Below are 22,222 nucleotides of genomic sequence, written 5' to 3'. Positions count from 1 at the left end.
GGCGCGCCGTGCCTTTGGAAGCGCGCCGCGCCTTGGGCGGGCGCGCAACATGGATGGATCACGCTTCAGGTGCGATCGCGGATCTGCGACAAGGTCCGCGTCGGCGTGATCGCCTCGGGGTCGAGCCTCACCTCGATGATCGACGGCTTGCCGCTCGCCCGGGCCCGCAAGAAGGCGGGGGCGAAATCCTCGGTCCGCAACACGGTCTCGCCGTGGCCGCCATAGGAAACAGCCAGCGCGGCGAAATCGGGATTGGTCAGGTCGGTGGCGCTGACGCGGCCGGGATATTCCCGTTCCTGATGCATGCGGATGGTGCCGTAGATGCCGTTGTTGACCACCACCGTGATGATCGGCAGGCGATAGCGGACGGCGGTGGCGAACTCCTGCCCGTGCATGAGGAAGCAGCCGTCGCCGGCGAAGCAGATCACCTCGCGCTCCGGGAACAACTGCTTGGCGGCGACGGCGGCCGGCAGGCCATAGCCCATCGAGCCCGAGGTGGGGGCGGCCTGGGTGGCAAAGCGCCGGAAGCGATGGAAGCGGTGCACCCAGGTGGCATAGTTGCCGGCGCCGTTCGAGAAGATCGCGTCCTCCGGCACGTTGTCCTCCAGCCAGGCCATGATCGGCCCCATCTGCACCGCGCCCGGGCCGGTGGCCGGCGGCGTCGACCAGGAAAGATAGGCCTGGTGCATCGCCCTCGTCCGTTCCGCCCAGCGGGGCGTGGAGGCGGGCCGCAGGTCGGCGAGGCTTTCAACGAACTCGGAGGCGCCGGCGCAGATCGCCAGCTCGGGGCGGTAGACGCGCCCGAGTTCGGACGGGTCGGGATGGACATGCACCAGCGTCTGACGCGGGTAGGGGCTGTCGATCAGCGTGTAGCCGGAGGAGGGCATTTCCGAGTAGCGCCCGCCGAGAAGCAGCACCAGGTCGGCCTCGCGGATCTCCTTCGCCAGGGCGGGATTGATGCCGATGCCGGAATCGCCGGCATAGTTCGGATGCAGGTGGTCGAACAGCATCTGCCGGCGGAACGAGCAGGCGACCGGCAGCGACCAGCGCTCGGCAAAGGAGGCGATGCCGGCCGCGCTCTGCTCGGTCCAGCGCGTGCCGCCGAGAATGACGAGCGGACGCTCGGCCTGCTCCAGCAGCGTCGCCAGCCGGGCCATCTGTTTCGGCCCGGGATGGGCCTCGACCGTCATGTAGCGCTGCGCCGCGGGCGCCGCAACCGCCTCGGTCAGGATATCCTCCGGCAGCGCCAGCACAACCGGGCCGGGACGGCCGGAGGTGGCGATGGCGAAGGCGCGGGTCACGAATTCGGGAATGCGCCGCGGATCGTCGATCTCGGCGACCCATTTGGCGACTTCGGTGAAGGCGCGGCGGTATTCGATCTCCTGGAAGGCCTCGCGCTCGCGGGCCTCGCGCTGGACCTGGCCGATGAAGAGGATCGTCGGGATCGAATCCTGCCGGGCGATGTGGAGCCCTGCCGAGGCGTTGGTGGCCCCGGGACCGCGCGTGACCATGCAGATGCCGGGTTCACCCGTCAGCCGGCCCCAGCAGTCGGCCATCATCGCCGCGCCGCCTTCCTGGCGGCAGACGAGCACGTCGATGTCCGTGTCGTGAAGGGCGTCGAGCACGGCAAGATAACTCTCGCCCGGGACGCAGGCGATGCGGCGGACGCCGTTGGCAACCAGCGCATCGACGATCAGTTGACCGCCCGTGCGCCGTTCCGAGGCACTGTGGTTCGTCATGCCGATTTCCTCCCGGCTTCGAGCGCCTCCAGTTCGGCAAGCACCTCCCCGGTGTGCTCGCCGAGCCGCGGGCTGGGGCGGTCGTAGACAAGCGGGGTCTCGGAGAACACGATCGGGGTGCGCACGCCGGGAATCCTGTTGCCGTCGCGGTCGGCGAGATCGAGCCGCAGGCCGCGCGCCTTGACCTGCGGGTCGTCGAAGGTTTCGGCGATCGAGTTGATCGGGCCGGCCGGCACGCCGTTCTGTTCGCACGCCGCCAGCAGCTCGGCCTTCTTCCACTTCCGGCTGCGCTCCAGGATCGGCGGGCGCAGCGCTGCACGGTTCTTCACCCGCGCGCCATTGGTCGCGAAGCGCTCGTCGCCTGCCAGCTCGGTCATGCCGAGGATGGCGCACAGCCGCTGGAACTGGCCGTCGTTGCCGACGGCCAGGATCATGTGACCGTCGGCGGTCTCGATCACCTCGTAGGGGGTGATGTTCGGGTGGGCGTTGCCGAGTCGGGCCGGGGCGCTGGCGGAAACGAGATAGTTCATGTTCTGGTTCGCCATGACGGCCGACTGCACGTCGAGCAATGCCATGTCGATGTGCTGGCCCTTGCCGGTGCGCAGCGCGTGGATCAGTGCCGCCTGGATCGCCGCCACCGAATAGATGCCGGTGAAGATGTCGGCGATCGCCACGCCCGCTTTCATCGGCTCGCCATCCGGCGCGCCGGTGACCGACATGAAGCCGGACATGCCCTGGACGATGTAGTCATAGCCTGCCCGCGCCGCGTAGGGGCCGTCCTGGCCGAAGCCGGTGATCGAGCAGTAGACGAGTTTGGGGTTGTCGGCGGCGAGGCTGGCATAGTCGAGGCCGTACTTCTTCAGGCCGCCGACCTTGAAGTTCTCGATCACGACATCGGCGGTGCCGACCAGCCGGCGCACGGTGTTCTGGCCGTCCTGGCTGCGGAAATCGACGGTGATCGAGCGCTTGTTGCGATTGGTGGAGTGGTAATAGGCGGCCGACAGGTTGTCGCCGTCCTTGCCGGTGACGAAGGGCGGGCCCCAGGCGCGGGTGTCGTCGCCGCCATCGGGGTTTTCCACCTTGATCACGTCGGCGCCGAGGTCGGCAAGCATCTGTCCGGCCCAGGGGCCGGCGAGCACGCGCGCGAGTTCGATCACCCGGATGCCGGCAAGCGGCAGGTTCTTCTCGTCCATTGCTTCCTCCAAGCCGGCGCAATTCGTCCCTTGGCGGGTTCTCGCACCGGCACCAGACGCTGGATAACAAAAAGCATCCGGCGGAGATAGCATCAACCGGGCATGAGGTGATGAGCGGACGGACTTACCACCCGCGCCGTTTGCGGTCAGGCTTTCAGGCCAGCGGCGGCATCGGCGCCGGGGTCGCGCGCTTGCGCAGCTTGTGCTCGCGCCAGATCACGTAGAGGCCCGAGGCGATGATGATGGCGATGCCGGCCCATTTGAGCGCGTCGGGCAGGTCGCCGAACACCCACCATCCGAGAATGGTGGCGGAGACGATCTCCAGGTATTGCAGCGGCGCCAGCACCGAGGCGGGCGCATTTCGATAGGCGTAGGCGCCGAAGATGCCGGAGATCGTTGCGGCGACGCCGGCGCCGACGATGTAGAGCGCGGTGACGCCCGTGGGCACGACCGGGGTGAAATCCGCCCAGCCGAACCGGCTGCCGGCAAGCATGGCGACGGCGGCAAAGCCCGCGCCCCAGAGGCCGGTATGCAGTTGCATCGACCAGGGGTCCTCGTTGCGTGCCGCGAGACGTGTGATCAGCAGGAAGATCGCCAGCGCAAAGGCGGACACGACCGGCAGCAGCGCTATCGGGCCGACCTCCTGCAAGCTCGGCTGGATCACCAGGAGGGCGCCGCAAAAGCCCACCGCGCAGGCGGTGTAGCGCCGCCAGCCGATCGTTTCCTTGAGGAAGATCGCCCCGAGAATGGTCAGGATGATCGGCTCGACGAAGAAGATTGCCAGCGCGTCGGCGACTTCCATCACCGACAGCGCGATGACGAAGCAGATCATCACCGTGGCCGCCATCAGCCCGCGCACCGCGTGCAGCGCCGCCTTGCGCCAGGTGAGGTCGAACAGGGTACCGCGCCAGAGCACGATCGGCAGCAGCGTCGCTGCCTGGAAGATGAAGCGGCAGAGCGTGATCACCGCCGCCGGCACGTCGGCGACCGCGAGCTTGGAAAAGATGTCGATCACCGGCGCGATCAGCACCGCGACGACCATCAGGGCGAGGCCGAGGGCGACCTCCTGGTGGAGATCGGTCGAAGGGGATGCTGCTCGCGCGGTCATGTTCGCCTGCCGGTCGGTGGGATCAAGACGCAACCCTTTGGCACCAAGCGCTGAATTCCGCAACTGGCATTTCTCGCAGGTCCGGACGCTCGAGCAGGGTCTCGTGGCGCAGCCCCGGATAAATGCGGCAGGTGACGTCGCCCATGCCGGTGTTTGCGAGCCGCCGGCCGAGCCAGGCCACGGACCGGCCGAAATCGGTGGCGGGGTCCTGGTCGCCGCCGACGAGATGGACGGGAAGCGTCTTGGGCAGCCGCGCGAGTGCGGCCTTGTCCGCTGCGGCAAAGGTCATGGCGAAGATGTCGCGCCAGAGCGAGACGCTGGCGTCGAAGCCGCAGAGCGGATCGGCGACGTAGCGGTCGACCTCGGCCGGATCATGCGACAGCCAGTCGAAATCCGTGCGGCGGCCCGCCACCGCCTTGCCCCAGGCGCCGAAGGTCAGCTTCGGCAGCCATGCACTCGGCACGTCCGAGCCCTTGCGCATGCGTTCGGCCAGCAACAGGCCCTGCGCGGCGCGACCGGCAAGACCGGGGCGGACGTTGGAGTTCCACACCGCCAGGCCGTCGATAGCCGCCGGATAGGCTTCTGCGAACGACAGCGCCAGCAACCCGCCCAGGGAATGACCGAACTGGATGCGCGGCAGTCCCGGGTGGCTGGCCGATGCCATCTCCAGCATCGCCAGCATGTCCTTCAGCGCCGTGCGCCAGCCGTCGCGGGCCGCAAAGCGGCCGAGCGGCGCGTCCGGCGCGGCCGTCTCGCCGTGGCCGCGGTGGTCATGGGCGTAGACGTGGAAGCCTTCGGTCGCCATGCGCTCGGCAAAGCCCTGGTAGCGGCGCGAATGCTCGGCAAGGCCGTGGCTGATCAGGAGGATGCCCCTGGCTTCGCCGTGGGCCGGTGCGTGGCGGTAGGCGAGGCTGGCGCCCGTCGGGCTCTCCAGATGCAAGGTGCTTGTAAACATGCCGCTTCGGAAGGTCCTTCTGACGGGTCGATCGGTGCGGAGATGGACGTGATTTCTCCGGGAAAATCAATCGGGACGGCGACGGGCGGCCCGGCTGGAGGGTGCGCAGGGCAAAATGATAAATTCAGGGTTGCAATTTTCCCGCATTTGTTGCTTCATGTTTATGTTTTGTTCCGTTGGGGGATGGGTCATGACTTTACCGAGATCGATTGTCAGCCTGGCCGCGGCGCTCGCCGCATATCTGGCGATGGCCACGCCGGGCGCTGCCGCTGCCACGGACGAGACCAAGGCGGCCGGCGGCAGCGGGCAGGGACGGACGCGGCATGTGCTGGCCTTGACCTGGCAGCCGGGCTTCTGCCGCACGCGCCCGGACAGCCCGGAATGCGCCTCACACCCGGCGAACGGGCCAGCGGCCGCGCGGCTGACGCTGCATGGCCTGTGGCAGGTGAAGAAGAGCTATTGCGGTATCGGCGCCGACCAGAAGAGGCAGGACCGCCAGCGGCGGTGGACGGAACTGCCGGCGCTCGCGCTCTCCGCCGAGACGACGGCGCGGCTGGCGATCGCCATGCCCGGCGTTGCCTCCGGGCTCGACCGCCACCAGTGGCTGATGAACGGTACCTGCCATGCGGCGAGCGCCGAAGCCTACTATCGCAGCGCGCTGGCGATGCTGGAGGCGGTCGAGCGGTCGGCGGTGGGCGCCTATCTCGCCGGCCAGGCCGGCAGCACCGTCACCCAGGCCGGGGTTGCGGCCGCCTTCGAGGCGGCCTTCGGCGAGGGCGCGGGCGAGCGGGTGAGGCTGCGTTGCCGCACGGTCGGCGGCGAGGCGGTCGTCACCGGGCTGACGGTCGGACTGGCCGCGGCCGAGGGAGACCTGGCGGCGCTGGTGCGCGGGGCGGCCCCCACGACGTCGAGATGCGAGCGCGGCTTGCTGGAACGGGCGGTCGTCGCCGATTGACCCTGGCCGGAGCGAGGCCGCTGGGGCGCAGGCGGGCGCTCACCGATTGCCGCCGGCCGGCCGGTGCGAGGCGGCGCTGGCCGGCGTGCACCTAGTCGCGGCGCCGGATGGTACCCGATGTTGTTCCTGCCGGCGGCGACAAATCCCACCGGCGGGGGGCTCTCGCGCATTGCCGCTGCCGGAGAATTCGCCTACATAGCGGGCAATTTTCCCCTTCGATGCGGAGCGCACGCTGAATGGCACGTCAATTCATCTATCACATGGCCGGGCTCAACAAGGCCTATGGCAACAAGAAGATCCTGGAGAACATCCACCTTTCCTTCTATCCGGATGCCAAGATCGGCATCCTCGGCCCGAACGGCGCCGGTAAGTCGACCGTGCTGAAGATCATGGCCGGGCTCGACAAGGAGTTTACCGGCGAAGCCTGGCTGGCGGACGGAGCCACCCTCGGCTACCTGCCGCAGGAGCCCCAGCTCGATGCCTCCAAGACCGTGTTCGAGAACGTGATGGAAGGCGTCGCCGACAAGAAGGCGATCCTCGACCGCTACAACGAACTGATGATGAACTATTCCGACGAGACGGCGGAAGAGGGCGCGAAGCTCCAGGACGTCATCGACAGCCAGAACCTCTGGGACCTGGAAAGCCAGGTCGAGATGGCCATGGACGCGCTGCGCTGCCCGCCGGGTGACGCCGCCGTCGGCAACCTTTCGGGCGGCGAGAAGCGCCGCGTCGCGCTGTGCCAGCTTCTGCTGCGCCAACCCGACCTGCTCCTGCTCGACGAACCGACCAACCACCTCGACGCCGAGACCATCGCCTGGCTGGAAAAGCACCTGCGCGAATATCCGGGCGCCATCCTGATGGTCACCCACGACCGCTACTTCCTCGACAACGTCACCGGCTGGATCCTCGAACTCGACCGCGGCCGCGGCATTCCCTACGAGGGCAACTATTCGGCCTACCTGCAGGCGAAGTCCAAGCGCATGGCGCAGGAGGAGCGCGAGGAGGGGGCCCGGCAGAAGGCGCTCGCCCGCGAGCAGGAGTGGATCGCCTCCTCGCCGAAGGCCCGCCAGGCCAAGTCGAAGGCCCGCATCCGGGCCTATGACGAACTGGTCAAGGCCGCGGCCGACCGCCGTCCCGGCGACGCCCAGATCGTCATTCCGGTCGGCGAGCGCCTTGGCAACGTGGTGATCGAGGCCGAGAACCTGACGAAATCCTATGGCGACCGCGTCCTGATCGAGAACCTCAGCTTCAAGCTGCCGCCGGGCGGCATCGTCGGCGTCATCGGTCCGAACGGTGCCGGCAAGACGACGCTGTTCCGCATGATCACCGGCCAGGAGCAGCCGGACGGCGGCGAGATCCGCGTCGGCGACACGGTCGATCTCGGCTATGTCGACCAGAGTCGCGACGCGCTCGCCGGCGACAAGACCGTCTGGGAGGAGATCTCCGGCGGCAACGACGTGATCAAGCTCGGCAAGCACGAGGTCAACTCGCGCGCCTATTGCGGCGCCTTCAACTTCAAGGGCGGCGACCAGCAGCAGAAGGTCGGCACGCTCTCCGGCGGCCAGCGCAACCGCGTCCACCTCGCCAAGATGCTGAAGGCCGGCGGCAACGTGATCCTGCTCGACGAACCGACCAACGACCTCGACACCGAGACGCTGGCCGCGCTCGAGGACGCGCTGGAGAACTTTGCCGGCTGCGCCGTGATCATCAGCCACGACCGCATGTTCCTTGACCGGCTGGCAACCCACATCCTCGCCTTCGAGGGCGACAGCCGCGTCGAGTGGTTCGAGGGCAACTTCGAGGACTACGAGCAGGACAAGATCCGCCGCCTCGGCCCGGACTCGGTCAATCCGAAGCGCGTCACCTACAAGCGCCTGACGCGCTGAGCGCCGCCGGACATCCGCTGACAGGTTGAATTCGGGCCGCCACGCTTGTTCCGCGTGGCGGCCCTTCTGTTGGCGGGGTCCTCGTCGTCGGCAGGCCGCGCGTTCGCTTCGCCGTTCTTGCAGCCCGAGGCTTGCGTCGGTTTGCCCGGGCTAGCGGCCCCGGTCAGCGTCGCTTGGCTCTACCGGCGGGGCATGACGCGACGCATCGAAAGGCACCGTGTTCACCAGCGCCCCGATGGGCTGCCGGTTCGCCCCGGCCGCTGCTTGTCGCTCCTTGTCGCCACGGTCGCTGTTGTGACCCCTGCCGCGCAACGGTCGGCCGCGACCAGATTATCGCTTGCACTTCGAAGGCTCGTGACATAAAGATATCTTTATATCTTGATCGGCAAGGCGGACGCGACGTGGCGAAACTGGATCTGGAAGATTTCGTAGAGGTTCTGAAGACGGTCGGCGAGTCGACCCGTCTGCGGCTGTTGGCGCTGCTGTCGCGCGGCGATCTGACGGTGACCGACCTGACCGACATTCTCGGCCAGTCGCAGCCCCGCATCTCGCGCCATCTCAAGCTTCTGACCGAGGCGGCGCTGATCGAGCGCTACCAGGAGGGCGCCTGGGCCTATTTCCGGCTGCGGCACGACGGCCCCGCAGTCGGCCTGGCGCGGCTGCTGCTCGACAATGTCGACGAGGTCGATCCGGTGCTCGCCCGCGACGCCGAGCGGCTCGCCGTCCTGAAGAAAGCGCGGGCGGACAAGGCCCAGGCCTATTTCAGCCGCAACGCCGCCGAATGGGACGAACTGCGGCGCCTGCATGTCAGCGACGCCGAGGTCGAGGCGGCGCTCCTGCACCTGATCGGTTCCGAGCCGGTCGACGCGTTCCTCGACCTCGGTACCGGCACCGGCCGCATCCTGCAACTGTTCGAGGGCCTCTACCGGCGCGGCGTCGGCGTCGACGCCAGCCGCGACATGCTGGCGGTGGCGCGCGCCAACCTCGATCGTGCCGGCATCACCAAGGCGTCGATTCGCCACGGCGACATCTTCAACCTGCCGCTCGAGCGTGACGAATTCGACGTGGTGACGATCCACCAGGTGCTGCACTTCCTCGATGAGCCGGACGCGGCGATCGCCGAGGCGGCGCGCATGCTGCGCCCGGCCGGCCGGCTGGTCATCATCGATCTCGCGCCGCACGATCTGGAACATCTGCGCGACGAGCACGCCCATCTGCGCCTCGGCTTCCCTCACCAGCTGGTGCAGGAGTGGCTCGAGCAGTCGGGGCTGACCCTCGAGCGGACGATCGATCTCACGCCCGCCGGCGGCGGCGCCGACGCGCTGACGGTGACGATCTGGCTGGCGCGCGACCAGAGACCCGTGGAGAGCGCCGTCGGCGCCGAACCGCTCATCGCCATCGGACGGAGGATCTGACATGACGACTGGCCACGGCGCTTCCCGTCGGCAAACCCCCGGACTGTCCTTCGAGTTCTTTCCGCCCAGGACGGCGGACGGAGAACGGCAGCTCTGGGAGACGATCGAGGCGCTGGCGCCCTACGCGCCGGACTTCGTGTCGGTCACCTATGGAGCGGGCGGCTCCACCCGCGAGCCGACGCTCGCCACGGTGTCGCGGATCCTGCGCGACACGCCGCTTGCCGCCGCCGCGCACCTGACATGCGTCGGCGCGCGCAGGGGCGAGGTGGACGCCGTCGTGGAGGAATTCCGCGCCGCCGGCGTCCGCCACTTCGTGGCGCTGCGCGGCGACCCGGCGGGCGGCGTCGGCGCCGCCTACCAGCCGCATCCGGGCGGCTACGCCAATGCCGCCGAACTTGTCGCCGGCCTGCGGGCCATCGGCGATTTCGAGGTGTCGGTCTCTGCCTACCCGGAAAAGCACCCCGAGAGCCGCGACGTGTCCGCCGATATCGACATGCTCAAGCGCAAGGTCGACGCCGGCGCCACACGGGCGCTGACCCAGTTCTTCTTCGACAACGACCTTTTCGAGCGCTATCTCGGGCGGGTGCGCGCGGCCGGCATCGACATTCCGATCGTGCCGGGCATCCTGCCGGTCCACAATCTGGCCCAGGTGCAGAAATTCGCCGGACTTTGCGGCGCCACCGTGCCCCAGTGGCTTGTCGAGCGCCTCGCTCCGCTGGACGACCGACCGGACGCGCGCACAGCGATGGCCGCAGACATCGCCGCGCGCCAAATGGAAGGGCTGATTGCGCTTGGCGTCGCCGAATTCCATTTCTATACGATGAACCGTTCGGGCCTCGTCGGCTCGGTGCTCGACCAGGTCGGCTTCGGGCACCAGCCGGGTACGGCCCGCAACTCAGCGACAGGCGCCGCCGCGTGATGTGATTTGGACGCACGCGTGCGACGGCGCCACACATAAAAAACGCATGACGCCTTGCGGGGTCATGCGTTGGTGTGAACGGGTCACGAATTGGTTTCTCTGCGTTTATTTGTCCGTTTGGACGACGCTGTCGCTCAGATGAAAATCATGGTGGCGACGAAGAGGAATGCTGCACCGATCATCAGAACATTCAAGGAATGTGTGAGTCCCATGGCTTACCTCCTTGCGTTGCGCGGGCATCATAAGTCCGAAAAATCCCGCTTGAAAAGTTGTTTGTGTGTTGCACTGCGGCACCACTGCTGGTGCCACAGCTTTTCCACAAGGCTAAATAACTGTTCTTGCAAGATTAATCTCTGACTGGTTTTTTTCACGAAATCTTCGTTTTCGTTAACGCCGATACCGCCGCTTTCACAATTTGTGAACCGCGAATCGGCAGCCGCTGCCGGCTGCCGATCACGTCAGGCGCCTGATCAGGCGACCATCGAGAATCACTAGGCCGGCCATTACCAGCAGCATGCCGGCGGAACCGTTGGCGGTCAGCCGCTCGCCGAGAAAGAGCATTCCGGCAAGGATCGCACTCGGCGGCACCAGCAGCGTCACCAGCGAGGTGTTGGTGGCGCCGGCAGCGGCCATGATCCGGAAGAAGAGAATGTAGGCATAGGCGGTGGAAACGAGCGCCAGCGCGAGCACAGCCATGATGACGCCCGCCGATGGCGCCGGCAGGGCCCAGGGCTGGTCGATCGCGGCGGCCAGCGGCAGCAGCACGATGGTGGAGGCGGTGAGCTGTCCGGCGGCGGTCACCGGGGCCGCAACGTCGCGGAAGCGGCGCCCGTAGGTCGCGGAAAAGCCGTAGGAGAGGGCGGCTGCGATCGGCAGCAGCAGCGACCAGAGGGGCGGGCCGCCGTCTCCGCCGGTGAAGGGGGCCAACGCCTGCGGACCGACGAGGACGGCGGTGCCGACAAGCCCGACGAGGCAGCCCGCGATCTTGGCCGGCGTCATTTTCTCGTCCGCGGTGAGGCGGTTGGCGATGATGACGGTGAAGACCGGCGTCGTCGCGTTGAGGATCGCTGCCAGGCCGGCGCCGATCTGCGTCTGGCCGGTGAAGATCAGGATATGCGGGATGACATTGTTGATCAGTCCCATCGCGAGAAATTCGCGCCAGCGTCGCCGCAATGTCCCATACAGGCCATGGCGTCCGGCAAGGTAGATGTGGAGCGCAAGGGCCGCGAGACCGATCCGTAGCAGCACCAGTGTGACCGGCGGGATGTGCTGCACGGCAATGCGGGCGAAGAAGAAGGAACCACCCCAGATCAGCCCGAGCAGAACCAGCATGGTCCAGGTCTTCGCGGTCATTTCGTATCCGGGGCGCATGTTGGCGGTCTGATCCATTTTTCCTTCTGCCTTGCATCGTTTGCGATCATGCGGGTGCCGCCGTGCGGCCATCGAGCGGGAACGGGCTGCATCCCGTCGTCGCTCGTCGCGAACCCGGCGCAAGCCCCCGCGACACAGCTTTAGCGCGCGGAAAGTTGCCCAGCCACCCGGTTTCGTTATGATCAAGCCAATGGCCATCGACTCGCTCATCACGTCCAGCATTTCCGATACCGCTGCCCATGGTCAGTCGCTCGTCTCGATCGCCCTCGTCATCGCGGTCGCGGCGCTGCTGGGTCTTGCGTTCCTGTGGCTGCGGCAGCCGCCGCTCGTCGGGTTCATCCTTGCCGGCCTTGCGCTGGGACCGACCGGCTCCGGTGCGATCCAGTCTTCCGAGAACGTGCAACTGCTCGCCGAGATGGGGGTGGTGGTGCTGCTGTTCTTCATCGGCATGGAACTGTCGATCAAGGCCTTCGTGCTGACGATCCGCCAGGCGTTGCTCGTGGCGGGCGGACAATTGCTGGCGGCGCTGGCGGGCGCCTGGGTCCTCGGCTTCCTGCTCAATTCCAGCCTGTCGGAGACGATCATCCTGGGTTTCATCTTCGCGCTGTCTTCAACGGTCGTGGCGATGAAGATGCTGGACGACATGGGCATGCTGCGGGGCGAGGCCGGACGCGTCACGATCGGCGTGCTGATCGCCCAGGACGTAGCGGTCGTGCCGATGCTGATCTTCGTCACGAGTCTCAGGGGCGGGGAGATCGACTACGGCGCGCTGGCCGCCAAGACCCTGCTGGCGGTGGGCCTGCTCGGCGGGCTGTTGTGGTGGCTCGGCCGCCGCAACAAGCTGAAGGTCCCCTTTGCCGAGGCGATCGAGGAAAAGGTCGAGATCCTGGCACTCGGCGCGCTCGCGGTCTGCTTCAGCGCGGCCGCCTTTTCCGGCGCACTCGGGCTGTCCACGGCCTACGGCGCCTTCATCGCCGGCATCCTGATCGGCAATACGACCTTGCGCAGCCGGATCATCCCGGTGATCGAGCCGATCCAGAGCGTGTTGCTGGTGGCCTTCTTCCTGTCGATCGGGCTCCTGATCGACCTCGACTTCATCTGGGCCAACCTGTGGCAGGTCCTGTCGGTATCGCTCGTGGTGATCGTCGCGAAGACGGTGCTGAACGTGTTCTTGCTGCGCAAGACCGGAACCGCGGCGTCAACGGCGCTGATTGCCGGGCTGTCGATGGCGCAGATCGGGGAGTTCTCGTTCGTGCTCGCGTCGGCCGGCTTCAGCGTCGGCGCCCTCGGCTATGACAACTATCGCGTGGCGATCGCGGTGACGGCGATCACGCTGCTGCTGTCGCCGGTGTGGACGGCGGTGATGCATCGCCTGGAGCAGGTGGCAAGCGAGCACCTTGAGACCTATCGCAAGGCCATCGCGGTGGCCTATGCCAGCGAGATCAACGCCGTCTCGCGCCAGCGCGTGATCGTCATCGACACCGTCTGGGCGTTCAAGGTGCGCTATCGTGCCGTGCGCAAGGCCATCCGGAAGGGACAACAGCGGCGCCGGGAGGAGCCCCCCGAGACGCCGCCGGTGTGAAACCTGCCGAGCCGGGAAACCGCTTCAGAGCGCGCCGAGCAGCGAGGGGGTCGCCCAGCCGTCGGCCGGCATGCCGAGGCGGAGCTGCTCCTTCTGGATCGCCGCACGCGTGCCCGAACCGAGAATGCCGTCGATCTTGCCGACATCGTGGCCGAGTTCCGACAGCCTGGTCTGTAGGGCCTTCATGCTGCTGTCGTCGAGGCCCTGCTCGGGCTGGCCCTTCTGGTAGGGCGGGGCGCCGCCGAGGCGGGTGGCGAAATAGGCCGCCGAGGTCGTATAGATGAACGACTGGTTCCACTCGAGATAGATGTTGAAGTTCGGGTAGGTGATGAAGGCTGGGCCCTTGCGGCCCTGCGGCATCACCAGCGACGAGGCAAGATCGGCAAAGCGGGTGTCGCCGTCGCGCGGCGTCACGCCGAGCGCGAACCAGTCACCCGCGGTCATGCCGGCCTGCAGGCCGGTCTTCTCCCAGGGCAGATCATCCGGCAGAGACACTTCCTGGATCCACGGCTGTCCCTTGGTGAAGCCGAGGTGCTGGATGAACTTCGCCGCCGTCAGGATGGCGTCCGGCGCACTCTGCTTGACATCGACATGGCCGTCGCCATCGCCGTCGACGCCAAAGGCGATGATGTCCTCCGGCAGCATCTGCACCTGGCCGATTTCGCCGGCCCAGGCTCCGGTCGTGGTGGCCGGGGCGAGGTCGCCGTGCTGGACCATTTCGATCGCCGCGATCAGTTGCGGGCGGAACAGCTCCGGCCGACGGCAGTCGTGCGCGAGCGTCACGAGCGCATTGCGGGTGTTGAAGTCGCCCTGCACCGCGCCGAAGTCGGTCTCCATCGCCCAGAAGGCGGCGATCACCGGACCCGGCACGCCGAATTCATGCTCGGCGCGGGCAAACACGTCCGACAGCTGCTGCAGCTTCTTGCGGCCGATGTCGAGGCGCGACTGGCTGACGGTTCGCTGCGAGAATTCCAGGAAGGTCTGGCGGAAAACGCCCTGGGCGCGGTCGCGCGAGAGCACCTTCTGGTCGATTGCCGCCCCGGCCAGGGTCCGGTCCGCGGCCTCCGCCGACAGCCCCTTCCCGGTCGCCTCCGTCTTCACGCCCTGCAGGAAGGAGGCGAAGTCGCCGCCGCAGGCTGCCTTGGCAGCGCTGTCGGCCGTTTGCGCGATCGCGGTGCCGGAGAGAAGCAGCACCATCAGGGCGCCGATCGGCAGAAGTCTCGGTTGCATTGGGGGTCCTTTCATTCGGTTGCCTCCGATTCTCAGATTAATGTGACGGAAGCAAGAAGGAAGCGCGCGGTGGCGCGTCGAAGGCAGATCAAATCTTTCGTGATATCGCCCGGTTCGGCCAGCGGTTGCCGACTCTACTGCGAGACCTTTGCAAGCCAGCTGTCCCAGTTCTTGCGCGAGCCGGCATAGACGTTGATGTCCGTGTCGCCCTTGATGCCGGGTACGATCCCGGTGCTGGTATACTGCCAGAACGACCATTTGCGGCCGTAGACGTTCTCCGGATGGTCGGCGACCGACCGCAGCCAGAGGTGATACTTGTCGAAGTATCCGACCATGTTGTCGCGATGGAAGTCGACGGTCGTGTAGATGATCGGACGCTTGCCGTAGTGCCTTTCGATCCGGTCGAGGAAGCGCTGCAGCTCGGCCCGCACGACTTGCGGCGGCGGCCGCTTCTTGCAGGTCGGGGAGGCCGGGTTCCATTCGGCGTCCAGAACCGGCGGCAGCTGCACCGCGCTCTTCGGCACGTTGCGGATGAACCAGTCGGCCTGGTCGTCCGGCGTCGAGCAGAAATAGTAGAAGTGGTAGGGCGCGTGTGCGACCCCGGCGGCGCGCGCGCCCCGCCAGTAGCCGTCGAAACGGTCGTCGACACGATCCTTGCCCTCGGTCGCCTTCAGGAAGGCGAAGGACACGCCGGAACGCTTCACCGTCGGCCAGTCGATGTTGCCGTTCCACTTGGACACGTCGATTCCGTGTACCTGATGGTGATGCGGCGTACGGGCGCCGAAGTCCTGCGGGTCGTTGTCCTTGAAGAGCGGCCGTACCGTCGAGGTCGAGACGAGGTCGTAGTCGGTCGTCGAGCACGATGCCGTGAGCAGGGCCAGGGGCAGGAGAGCCAGAGTGAGCCGACGCATGGATGTCCCGGACGGTGGAGGTTGGCGGATACTGCCCGATGCGCGGGATTCGGTAAAGGGGCCCCACGCATCCGGCGTGAGGCCCCTTTGCAGGCAATTGTGGTGAAATTGCCGCCGAAGCGTGTTGATGGCCGTCCTTGAGGTCCGCCGGACGGCCATCTCCGCCGGTCAGAACTTCCAGCCGAGGCCGAACATCACCGAATTGCTGCTGAGATCGGTGTCGACGCCGAGAAGGTCCTTGCTGCCGTAGTCGGTGTAGCGATACTCGGCGCGGCCGACGAGGTTCTCCGTGAAGGCCTGCTCCAGACCTGCACCGATCGTCCAGCCGTTGAAGGTCCCGTCCTCGCTGTCGCCGGTATCACGGTCGGTCAGCTCCGCATTGGTGAAGGCATAGCCACCGGTTGCGTAGACCAGGGTGCGGTCGAAGGCGTAGCCGAGACGGGCGCGGAGCGATCCGCCCCATTTCGTCTCGAGCTCCATCGGAATGCCGCCGAGATCGAAGTTGTCGCTGTTCCAGTCATACTTGACGTCGCCTTCCAGGCCCATCACCCAGGGGCCGGTCTGGTAGTTGTAGCCGGCGTAGCCGCCGAGGGCCCAGCCATCGAGGCCGGGGCTGGCGGAAAAGCCGGCATCGGACGCATCGGCGTCGGTCCAGCCATAGCCGGTCGCGGCACCGACGTAGAAGCCGTTCCAGTCATAGATGCCCGATACTTCGGTCACCTCCAACGGCGCCTCCGGCGGTGCGGCGGGCGCGAGGTCGGCCGCGGAAGCGGACGTCGCGACTGTGGCCATCACGAAGGCAGCGGCGCCGAGATACAATGCTTTCATCGTTGTCTTCCTTATGCTTCGAACCATGCAGACGCAGCCCCAGGCGTCAGCAACGAGATACAACGCTCTCACGGCGCGAGAGGTCCCACAGAAAGACGCAGAAAATCGGGCAGGATGCTGCGCTGCGGCAAAAAGCCCGTCAGCCCGGCAATTTTGCAACGGCCAGCCAGGCGTAGCCGCCATAGGGCGTTTCGGTCGTCAGCCCGGCGCCGCGATCGTCCGCCGCGGCCTGCATCACCGCGAAAAGGTCTGCCCGCGGCGTCACGTGGAAACGTGCCAGCCAGGCCTGCAGCGGACCGCGCAGCAGCGGCAGGCGCTCCTGCTGGCCGAAATCGACGACATGCAGCGATCCGCCGGGATTGAGAGCGCTGAACGCGCAGGCGACGGCACCCTGCCAGACCGGAATCATCGACAGGGCATAGGAAATGACGATCCGGTCGAAACCGTTCGCACCGAAATCGCCGGCGGAAAAGTCCGTCGCGTCGGCGACGCGCAGCAGCGGGCGGGGTCCGGTCGCCCGGCCGAAGCGCTTTTCCGCCGTCTCGAGCATCGCCTTCGAGATGTCCAGGCCGTAAAGGCGTGCCCGCGGGTACAGGTGCGCCATGTGCTCGAGATTGCGCCCGGTGCCGCAGCCGACCTCCAGGACCGATTGTCCGTGATCGGCCGCAAGGCCCTTCAGCAGCCGGTCGCGCCCGAGGAGATAGTATTTGCGTGTCAGGTCGTAGACATGGCGCTGGTAGCGGTACTGCCGGTCCATCCGCTCGGCGTGGCCGACATCCAGCGGCATTCCCTCGTTCCCGCCGCCGCTCGGGCTCATCGCGCCTTCTTCCGGTAGATGTGGAAGCCGCCGTAGATCGCCGAGCGGTCGCGCTTGCCAAGCTCCGCCGATCGTGCCTGCTCGTACTGCCAGAGGTCGAGCAGCGCCGGCGACACCTTGCCGTCGAGGATGCTGCGCTCGGCGGCGGTCCGGAAGATGACGATCGCCCCCTCCGAAGCGGTGCGGGTGATCTCGGTCCACAGGGCGTTGATCTGCTTCTCGTTCATCCAGTCCTGCGCGTCGAGCAGCACGAAGCGGTCGACGGCGCCGGCCGGCCGCTTCGCCAGCAGTTCGGTGAAACTCGCGTGGTGGACGCTGACCCGGTCGGCATTGTCGCGGATGGCGCGGTAATGCTCGCTGCGCAGGTAGTCGGCCGGCCGGCCTTCCTGCTCCGTCGGATAGCGCCGGGCGAAGGCCTGCCAGGCGAAATAGTTGTTCCTGGAGGGGAAGTGGCAGGTGAGTTTTTCCAGGCGCTGCCTCAGCACCGGAGCGAGCGATTTACCGTCGCACAGGCTGGCCAGTTCGTCGAACTGCTGCGGCGGAATGCCGAGGCCGAACAGAGCCGCCTTGCGCGAGGTCATCCAGCGGATCAGCGGGCGCTCGAACAGCGGCGCGATGCGGGTGTCGAAGAAATGTCGCTGTTCGCGCAGCGAGCGAGCCTTGGCGAACTCGCGCGGATCGACACCGTGCAGCCGCGCCACGATGTGGCCGAGCAGGATGAACCGGCCGAGCAGGCCGGTCCGATAGATGTTCCGGTTGAAGACGTCGACGCGCCGGCGCCCGAGAAGACCGCGCCCGTTCCAGTAGTCGCGCGTTTCAGCATCGAGCACGGGCTCGATGAACATGTAGTAGGCCTCGCGATTGGTGTCGGTGTTGCTACCGCCGAGGAAGCGGGTGACGTCGGCGTGCGAGGGCAGGTTCTGGAAGGCGGCGAGCTTCAGCCGGTTCAGCGCCACATGGTGGGGGTTGAGATCGACGACGTCGATGCTTTCCGGTGCGCGCGAGAGATAGGCGAGCATGTTGCAGCCGCCCGAGCCGATGGTGACGATCCGGTGTCGCTCGTTCAGTTCCATCGCCTCGATGTCGACGGCCGGGTCCTCCCAGATCTGCGGATAGACGAGCCCGGTGAACAGCAGTCCGAAGAACCGCTCGGACAGGCCCGCGAGCGAAATCGCCCGGTGCTGCAGCAGTGCCGACTTCAGCTTCGCGTTGCGTCCGTATCCTGCATTCCTGGCCAGTTCACTCATGGCGCCTCTCGTCCTTTGCGTGTTCGGACGGGCATAGCGGCCGCGCGCTACAGTTTGATGACTGCGGCAGTGGACAGGGCTACACGGAAAAGCCGGCCGGCCTCAGGTCGAGCGCCGGATGAATCGCGGCGCGGGGAGGGGCCTTTTCATCCGCACGGAATCCTGATTGTCTGCGGCGCGAACAGGGAGAGACGGATGGCTCGATTTCGGCGTATGGCGACGAAGACGTTGCTCGGCATCGTCATTGTCCTTGCGATTGCCGGTGCCTGGCTGATCGCCCGGCCTCCAGACCTGCTCCGGGTCGGCTCCGCCTACGCTGCCAAGATCGTCTGCTCGAACGTGTTCATCGCCAACCGGGACCCCGACGTCGTTCTCGGCGAGGACGTGCAGGCACCGGGGCATCCGCTGCTGCGCCTGATGAGCCAGTCGGTGGATTTCTCCGAGAGAACCGTTACCGCGGCGCTGCTCGGCGTGTTCGCGCCCGGCTACGCCGCCTATCGCGACGGCTTCGGCTGCGCCGGGGTCCCCGATGGCGACTTCGTGACCGCCCGACAGGTCGTGGCGGAAGTGCCGCTGCCGGAGATCGCGCCGATGGCTGCGGACCGCCCCTGGCCGCAGGGCGAAGCGGGCAGCGAGGATCCGAGGCTGGCCGGTATTCTCGACGACCCTGACTTGCTCGGTCCGGGCATGCGGGCCGTGGCCGTGATCCACAATGGCCGCCTCGTCGGCGAGCGTTATGGCGATGGCTTCCGCGCCGACACGCCGCTGCTCGGTTGGTCGCTGACCAAGACGGTGAACGCGGCAATCGCCGGTCGGGTGATGCTGGAGGGGCGATTGTCGGAGCGGCAGGCCGGGCTCTTCCCGGAGTGGGGCGAGGACGCGCGGGCGAAGATCACCGTCGCCGACCTGCTCGCCATGCAGAGCGGACTTGCGTTCAACGAGGCCTATGGCGAGGTCACCGACGTGACGCGCATGCTGTTCCTCGAGCCCAACATGGCCCGTTACGCCGCCTCCTTTCCGCTGGCGGCCAACCCCGGCGAGGCGTTCAGCTATTCCAGCGGCACGGCCGTGCTGATCTCCCATGTCTTCATGAACGCGCTCGGCGACCGCTGGCGGGCGCTGTCCTATCCCGCCACCGCGCTGTTTGCTCCGCTCGGCATGAGCAGTGCCGTGATGGAGACGGACGAGACGGGCATCTTCGTCGGCTCCTCCTACATGTACGCCACCGCACGCGACTGGGCACGCTTCGCCCAGTTGCTGCTGGACGACGGCCGCTGGAACGGCGAGCGGCTGCTGCCCGAGGGGTTCGTCGCCGCGATGGGGACGCCGGCAGCGGCCTCCAACGGTGCCTACAGCCGGATGCAGAGCTGGATCGACGGGCCGGGAGGTGAGCCGAACTCGCGTTTCGGCCTGCCGCAGGACACCTTCTGGATGCTCGGGCATGACGGCCAGTCGATCGCCATCATCCCGTCGAGAAACATCGCGGTGGTCCGGATGGGGCTGACGCCGGCCTGGCTCGACTACCGCCCGCAGCGGCTGGTCGGCGCGGTGGTGGATGCGCTCGCGGCGGGGTGACTATTTCAGGCCGGTTTCTTCCAGCAGGCCCTTGCGCTTGGCGGTGTAGTAATAGCCGCTGGCATAGAGGCGAACCGCACCGTCGTGCTGGTTGTCGGCCACCATCAGGGCGCCGCGCAGGTATTTCGCACCGTACTTGATGTTGGTCTCGGCGTCGAAGAGCCCGTCGGGCGTGCCTCGGTAGCCCATGCCCTTGGCCGTGTTGTAGCGGATCTGCATCAGGCCGTAATTGCCGGCATTGTAGGCCTTGGGATTGTAGCGGCTCTCGCGCTTGATGACGCGGTGAAGCAGAGTCTCGGGAATCTCGTAGATCGCGGCATATTTGGTGACGAGGTCATCGATCGGCGTGCCGGACTTCTCGATGGCCTGCGATGCCTGGGAGAAGCCGCCGCCGGCCTGTGGCGCCGCGAAGGCGACCGGCTGCAGCGCCGGCTTGGCCAGCGGGACGATCTGGTGCGAGGCGACGAGCTGCTCCAGCCCTTCCGGCTCGCCGGTGTCGAATCCGGGCTCCATCACCGCGGCCTCGAAGGAGGCGGGCATGAATTTCGCGGGCGCCGGCGCCTGTCCGGTCGGGACCGGCATCGCCGACGCCGTCAGCCCCGCGTCGGCACCGCCCGCCTGCGGCGTCGCCGCGGCGATCGCCATGTCGGCGTTGGCGGCCCGGGTCGCTTCCACGACCGTCGACATGGTCTGCACGCCGCCGGTCTGCGTGGCCTCCGCGACGAGTTCGGTCGCGGCCGGATCGATGACGGGCGCCGGCAGCGCGTAGGCCGTCATCTCGGTGCCTGGCTTGGCGATCGGCATGACGGTCTGGACGGCAGCGAGTTCCTCCGCCGGCGTTTCGATGACGCTGGCGCATCCGCCGAGCATCAGCACCGCAGTCGCGCAACCGGCGGACAGGAAACGCTTCGCATGGGTCGGGAACCTGTCTGTCATCAGTCGCTCTCGTCTTGCCTGGAGGCTCGGAAACAGGACGTTTCCGGCACGGCTGCAAATCAACGGCGCTTCGACCGTGTTTCGTCAAATAGCCGATCGCGCCCGACCGGGCAACCCGCGAAGGCCGGGCCGAGAGGGCCGGCGGCCGTGAGGCCGGCTTTGGGGCATGGGAAGGGCCCCCACCCGGCGGCAAAAAAAATCCCCGGAGAGCCCCCCCGGGGAAAGATGGTGTTGCGGGGGGGGGGCGCCCCTCGTTGCGGGGCGAACGACGCCCGGCGCCTGCGTCAGACCGGCGACCACTGCTGGCCGATCACGTCCATGACCTCGCCGAACCACTTCGCACTCGTGTCGAAGTGCTTGCCGCCCTTGATGCGCGGAAACTCGATCGTGCGCAGCTTGCCGTTCTGGTCCTCGTCATGGCCGGTAACGCCGGAAACCTTGTTGAGGGCGCTCTCGACGGCGAGGTCGACCATGCTCTGGATCAGGCGCAGGTCGTCGGCGTTGGCCGGCGCGGAGCGCGCATAGTAACCCGACTTCTGGACCATGGCGCGCTCGGCGCCGAGCAGGCTCGCGAACTGCTTGGAGAACCAGTTGCCGACATTGATCGTGTCGATCTTCACGTGACCGAAGGCATCGCGCTTGATCGTCTCGCCGGCCGCCTCGCGCTCGGCGACGATGGCGTCGAGGCAGGCGCCTTCGGAGACGAACAGCGTCACGAAGCCGGTGGTTTCCATCACCTTGCGCAGGCGGTCGGCCTCGGCCTGCAGGTCGAAGGCGAGCTCCGGCAGGTACAGCCCGTCAATGCTCTTCAGCGTCCGGTTCATCATGAAGCCCTCGACATACTCGTTGCCGGCGGTCTTCTGGATGTAGGCGCGGGCGGTCGCCGCGGTCAGCCAGCCGCAGTGGCGGCCCATGACCTCGTGCACGACCAGCGTCCGCGGCGCGGCGCTCTGCTCGTTGGAGACATTGTCGAAGAAGCCGGCGCCGACTTCGGCCGCCGTCCAGGCGCCGAGCGACTGGCGGATCGGCACGACGTCGTTGTCGACCGTCTTTGGCAGGCCGACGACCGTCAGGTTGTAGCCGTTGGCGCCGAGATAGGCGGCGAGATCCGCCGCAGTCGTGTTGGTGTCGTCGCCGCCGATCGTATGCAGGATGGTCACGCCGTCCGCGGCCAGCCGCTCGGCCGCCACGCGCAACGGGTTGTCGCCCTCCTTGACGAGTCCGCGCTTGACGCAATCGGCGGTGTTCGTCAGCTTCACCCGGCTGTTGCCGATCGGCGATCCGCCGTAGCGGTGCAGCAGATGCGCCTTCTCGCGCACGTCCCTGGTGATCTCGATGCGGTCGGCCAGCAACAGGCCCTGGTAGCCGGAGCGATAGGCAACGAGCTCGATCTCGGGCGCGATGTCCGTGTAGCGTTCGATAAGCCCACCGACAGCGGACGAAAGGCAGGGCGCAAGACCCCCTGCGGTGAGCATTGCGACTTTTTGCTTGGCCATGTTTCCTCCTCGCCGAACGACCTGATCGATCGGCGGATGTCTACTCCAGAATCCCCGGC

At 67.0% G+C, this 22,222-nt stretch carries 18 protein-coding genes; 6 read left to right on the top strand and 12 right to left on the bottom strand.

The features are described 5' to 3' along the window. Window positions 1-65: 65 nt before the first annotated feature. From ACXAGF_RS12385 to ACXAGF_RS12370, 4 genes are all read right to left on the bottom strand, one after another. Complete coding sequence (locus ACXAGF_RS12385) at window positions 66-1,739, bottom strand: thiamine pyrophosphate-binding protein (RefSeq protein ID WP_475017450.1); 1,674 nt, start codon at window positions 1,737-1,739, stop codon at window positions 66-68. Next, complete coding sequence (gene caiB / locus ACXAGF_RS12380; protein WP_475017447.1) at window positions 1,736-2,932, bottom strand: succinate--glutarate CoA-transferase; 1,197 nt, start codon at window positions 2,930-2,932, stop codon at window positions 1,736-1,738. The genes ACXAGF_RS12385 and caiB overlap by 4 nt, the downstream gene beginning before the upstream one ends. Before the next feature lie 154 nt (window positions 2,933-3,086). Then, window positions 3,087-4,040, bottom strand: a complete 954-nt coding sequence (locus ACXAGF_RS12375; RefSeq protein ID WP_475017445.1) for a DMT family transporter — start codon at window positions 4,038-4,040, stop codon at window positions 3,087-3,089. Between the two features lie 22 nt (window positions 4,041-4,062). Further along, window positions 4,063-4,995, bottom strand: coding sequence for an alpha/beta fold hydrolase (locus tag ACXAGF_RS12370; protein WP_475017443.1), 933 nt, complete (start codon window positions 4,993-4,995; stop codon window positions 4,063-4,065). Between the two features lie 190 nt (window positions 4,996-5,185). Between ACXAGF_RS12370 and ACXAGF_RS12365 the strand changes: the two genes are divergently transcribed. The 4 genes from ACXAGF_RS12365 (at window position 5,186) to metF (ending at window position 10,170) form a co-directional block, all read left to right on the top strand. After that, complete coding sequence (locus tag ACXAGF_RS12365) at window positions 5,186-5,950, top strand: ribonuclease T2 family protein (protein ID WP_475017441.1); 765 nt, start codon at window positions 5,186-5,188, stop codon at window positions 5,948-5,950. 236 nt (window positions 5,951-6,186) lie between these two features. Continuing rightward, window positions 6,187-7,836, top strand: coding sequence for an energy-dependent translational throttle protein EttA (gene ettA, locus ACXAGF_RS12360; RefSeq protein WP_475017440.1), 1,650 nt, complete (start codon window positions 6,187-6,189; stop codon window positions 7,834-7,836). A 401-nt stretch (window positions 7,837-8,237) separates the two neighbouring features. After that, a complete protein-coding gene (locus ACXAGF_RS12355) occupies window positions 8,238-9,251 on the top strand; it encodes an ArsR/SmtB family transcription factor (RefSeq protein WP_475017437.1) in 1,014 nt (337 codons plus the stop codon). Window position 9,252: 1 nt separating this feature from the next. Then, a complete protein-coding gene (gene metF, locus ACXAGF_RS12350) occupies window positions 9,253-10,170 on the top strand; it encodes a methylenetetrahydrofolate reductase [NAD(P)H] (RefSeq protein WP_475017436.1) in 918 nt (305 codons plus the stop codon). 453 nt (window positions 10,171-10,623) lie between these two features. Here metF and ACXAGF_RS12345 read toward each other — a convergent pair whose 3' ends face one another. Further along, window positions 10,624-11,523, bottom strand: a complete 900-nt coding sequence (locus ACXAGF_RS12345) for a DMT family transporter (protein ID WP_475017434.1) — start codon at window positions 11,521-11,523, stop codon at window positions 10,624-10,626. Window positions 11,524-11,731: 208 nt separating this feature from the next. Between ACXAGF_RS12345 and ACXAGF_RS12340 the strand changes: the two genes are divergently transcribed. Further along, window positions 11,732-13,123, top strand: a complete 1,392-nt coding sequence (locus ACXAGF_RS12340; protein WP_475017432.1) for a cation:proton antiporter domain-containing protein — start codon at window positions 11,732-11,734, stop codon at window positions 13,121-13,123. Between the two features lie 24 nt (window positions 13,124-13,147). Here ACXAGF_RS12340 and ACXAGF_RS12335 read toward each other — a convergent pair whose 3' ends face one another. The 5 genes from ACXAGF_RS12335 to ACXAGF_RS12315 form a co-directional block, all read right to left on the bottom strand. Then, window positions 13,148-14,320: a lytic murein transglycosylase gene (locus ACXAGF_RS12335; RefSeq protein WP_475019273.1), complete on the bottom strand. Its 1,173-nt coding sequence runs from the start codon at window positions 14,318-14,320 to the stop codon at window positions 13,148-13,150. 167 nt (window positions 14,321-14,487) lie between these two features. Then, window positions 14,488-15,264 carry a glycoside hydrolase family 25 protein gene (locus ACXAGF_RS12330; protein ID WP_475017430.1) on the bottom strand — a complete coding sequence of 259 codons (777 nt, stop codon included), beginning with the start codon at window positions 15,262-15,264 and terminating at the stop codon, window positions 14,488-14,490. A 168-nt stretch (window positions 15,265-15,432) separates the two neighbouring features. After that, window positions 15,433-16,092 (bottom strand): outer membrane protein, encoded by a 660-nt coding sequence (locus ACXAGF_RS12325; protein WP_475017426.1) that lies wholly within the window; start codon window positions 16,090-16,092, stop codon window positions 15,433-15,435. 139 nt (window positions 16,093-16,231) lie between these two features. Continuing rightward, window positions 16,232-16,909, bottom strand: a complete 678-nt coding sequence (locus ACXAGF_RS12320; protein WP_475017424.1) for a class I SAM-dependent methyltransferase — start codon at window positions 16,907-16,909, stop codon at window positions 16,232-16,234. Beyond that, on the bottom strand, window positions 16,906-18,156 hold the full coding sequence (locus ACXAGF_RS12315; protein WP_475017422.1) for a BtaA family protein: 1,251 nt from the start codon (window positions 18,154-18,156) through the stop codon (window positions 16,906-16,908). Before ACXAGF_RS12315 ends, ACXAGF_RS12320 begins: the two co-directional genes overlap by 4 nt. A 195-nt stretch (window positions 18,157-18,351) precedes the next feature. Between ACXAGF_RS12315 and ACXAGF_RS12310 the strand changes: the two genes are divergently transcribed. After that, window positions 18,352-19,731: a serine hydrolase domain-containing protein gene (locus ACXAGF_RS12310; RefSeq protein WP_475017419.1), complete on the top strand. Its 1,380-nt coding sequence runs from the start codon at window positions 18,352-18,354 to the stop codon at window positions 19,729-19,731. Here ACXAGF_RS12310 and ACXAGF_RS12305 read toward each other — a convergent pair whose 3' ends face one another. Both ACXAGF_RS12305 and ACXAGF_RS12300 read right to left on the bottom strand, forming a co-directional pair. Then, entirely contained in the window at window positions 19,732-20,667 is a 936-nt protein-coding gene (locus tag ACXAGF_RS12305) for a lytic transglycosylase domain-containing protein (protein WP_475017417.1), read from the bottom strand. Window positions 20,668-20,951: 284 nt separating this feature from the next. Beyond that, the gene (locus tag ACXAGF_RS12300) at window positions 20,952-22,163 is read right to left on the bottom strand and encodes a pyrophosphate--fructose-6-phosphate 1-phosphotransferase (RefSeq protein ID WP_475017415.1); all 1,212 of its coding nucleotides are present in this window, start codon (window positions 22,161-22,163) and stop codon (window positions 20,952-20,954) included. Window positions 22,164-22,222 lie beyond the last annotated feature (59 nt).

Source organism: Mycoplana sp. ABR4_002, from assembly GCF_056159645.1.
The sequence above is the reverse complement of the archived record's forward strand: the minus strand, read 5'-3'. Positions and strand labels throughout refer to the sequence as shown.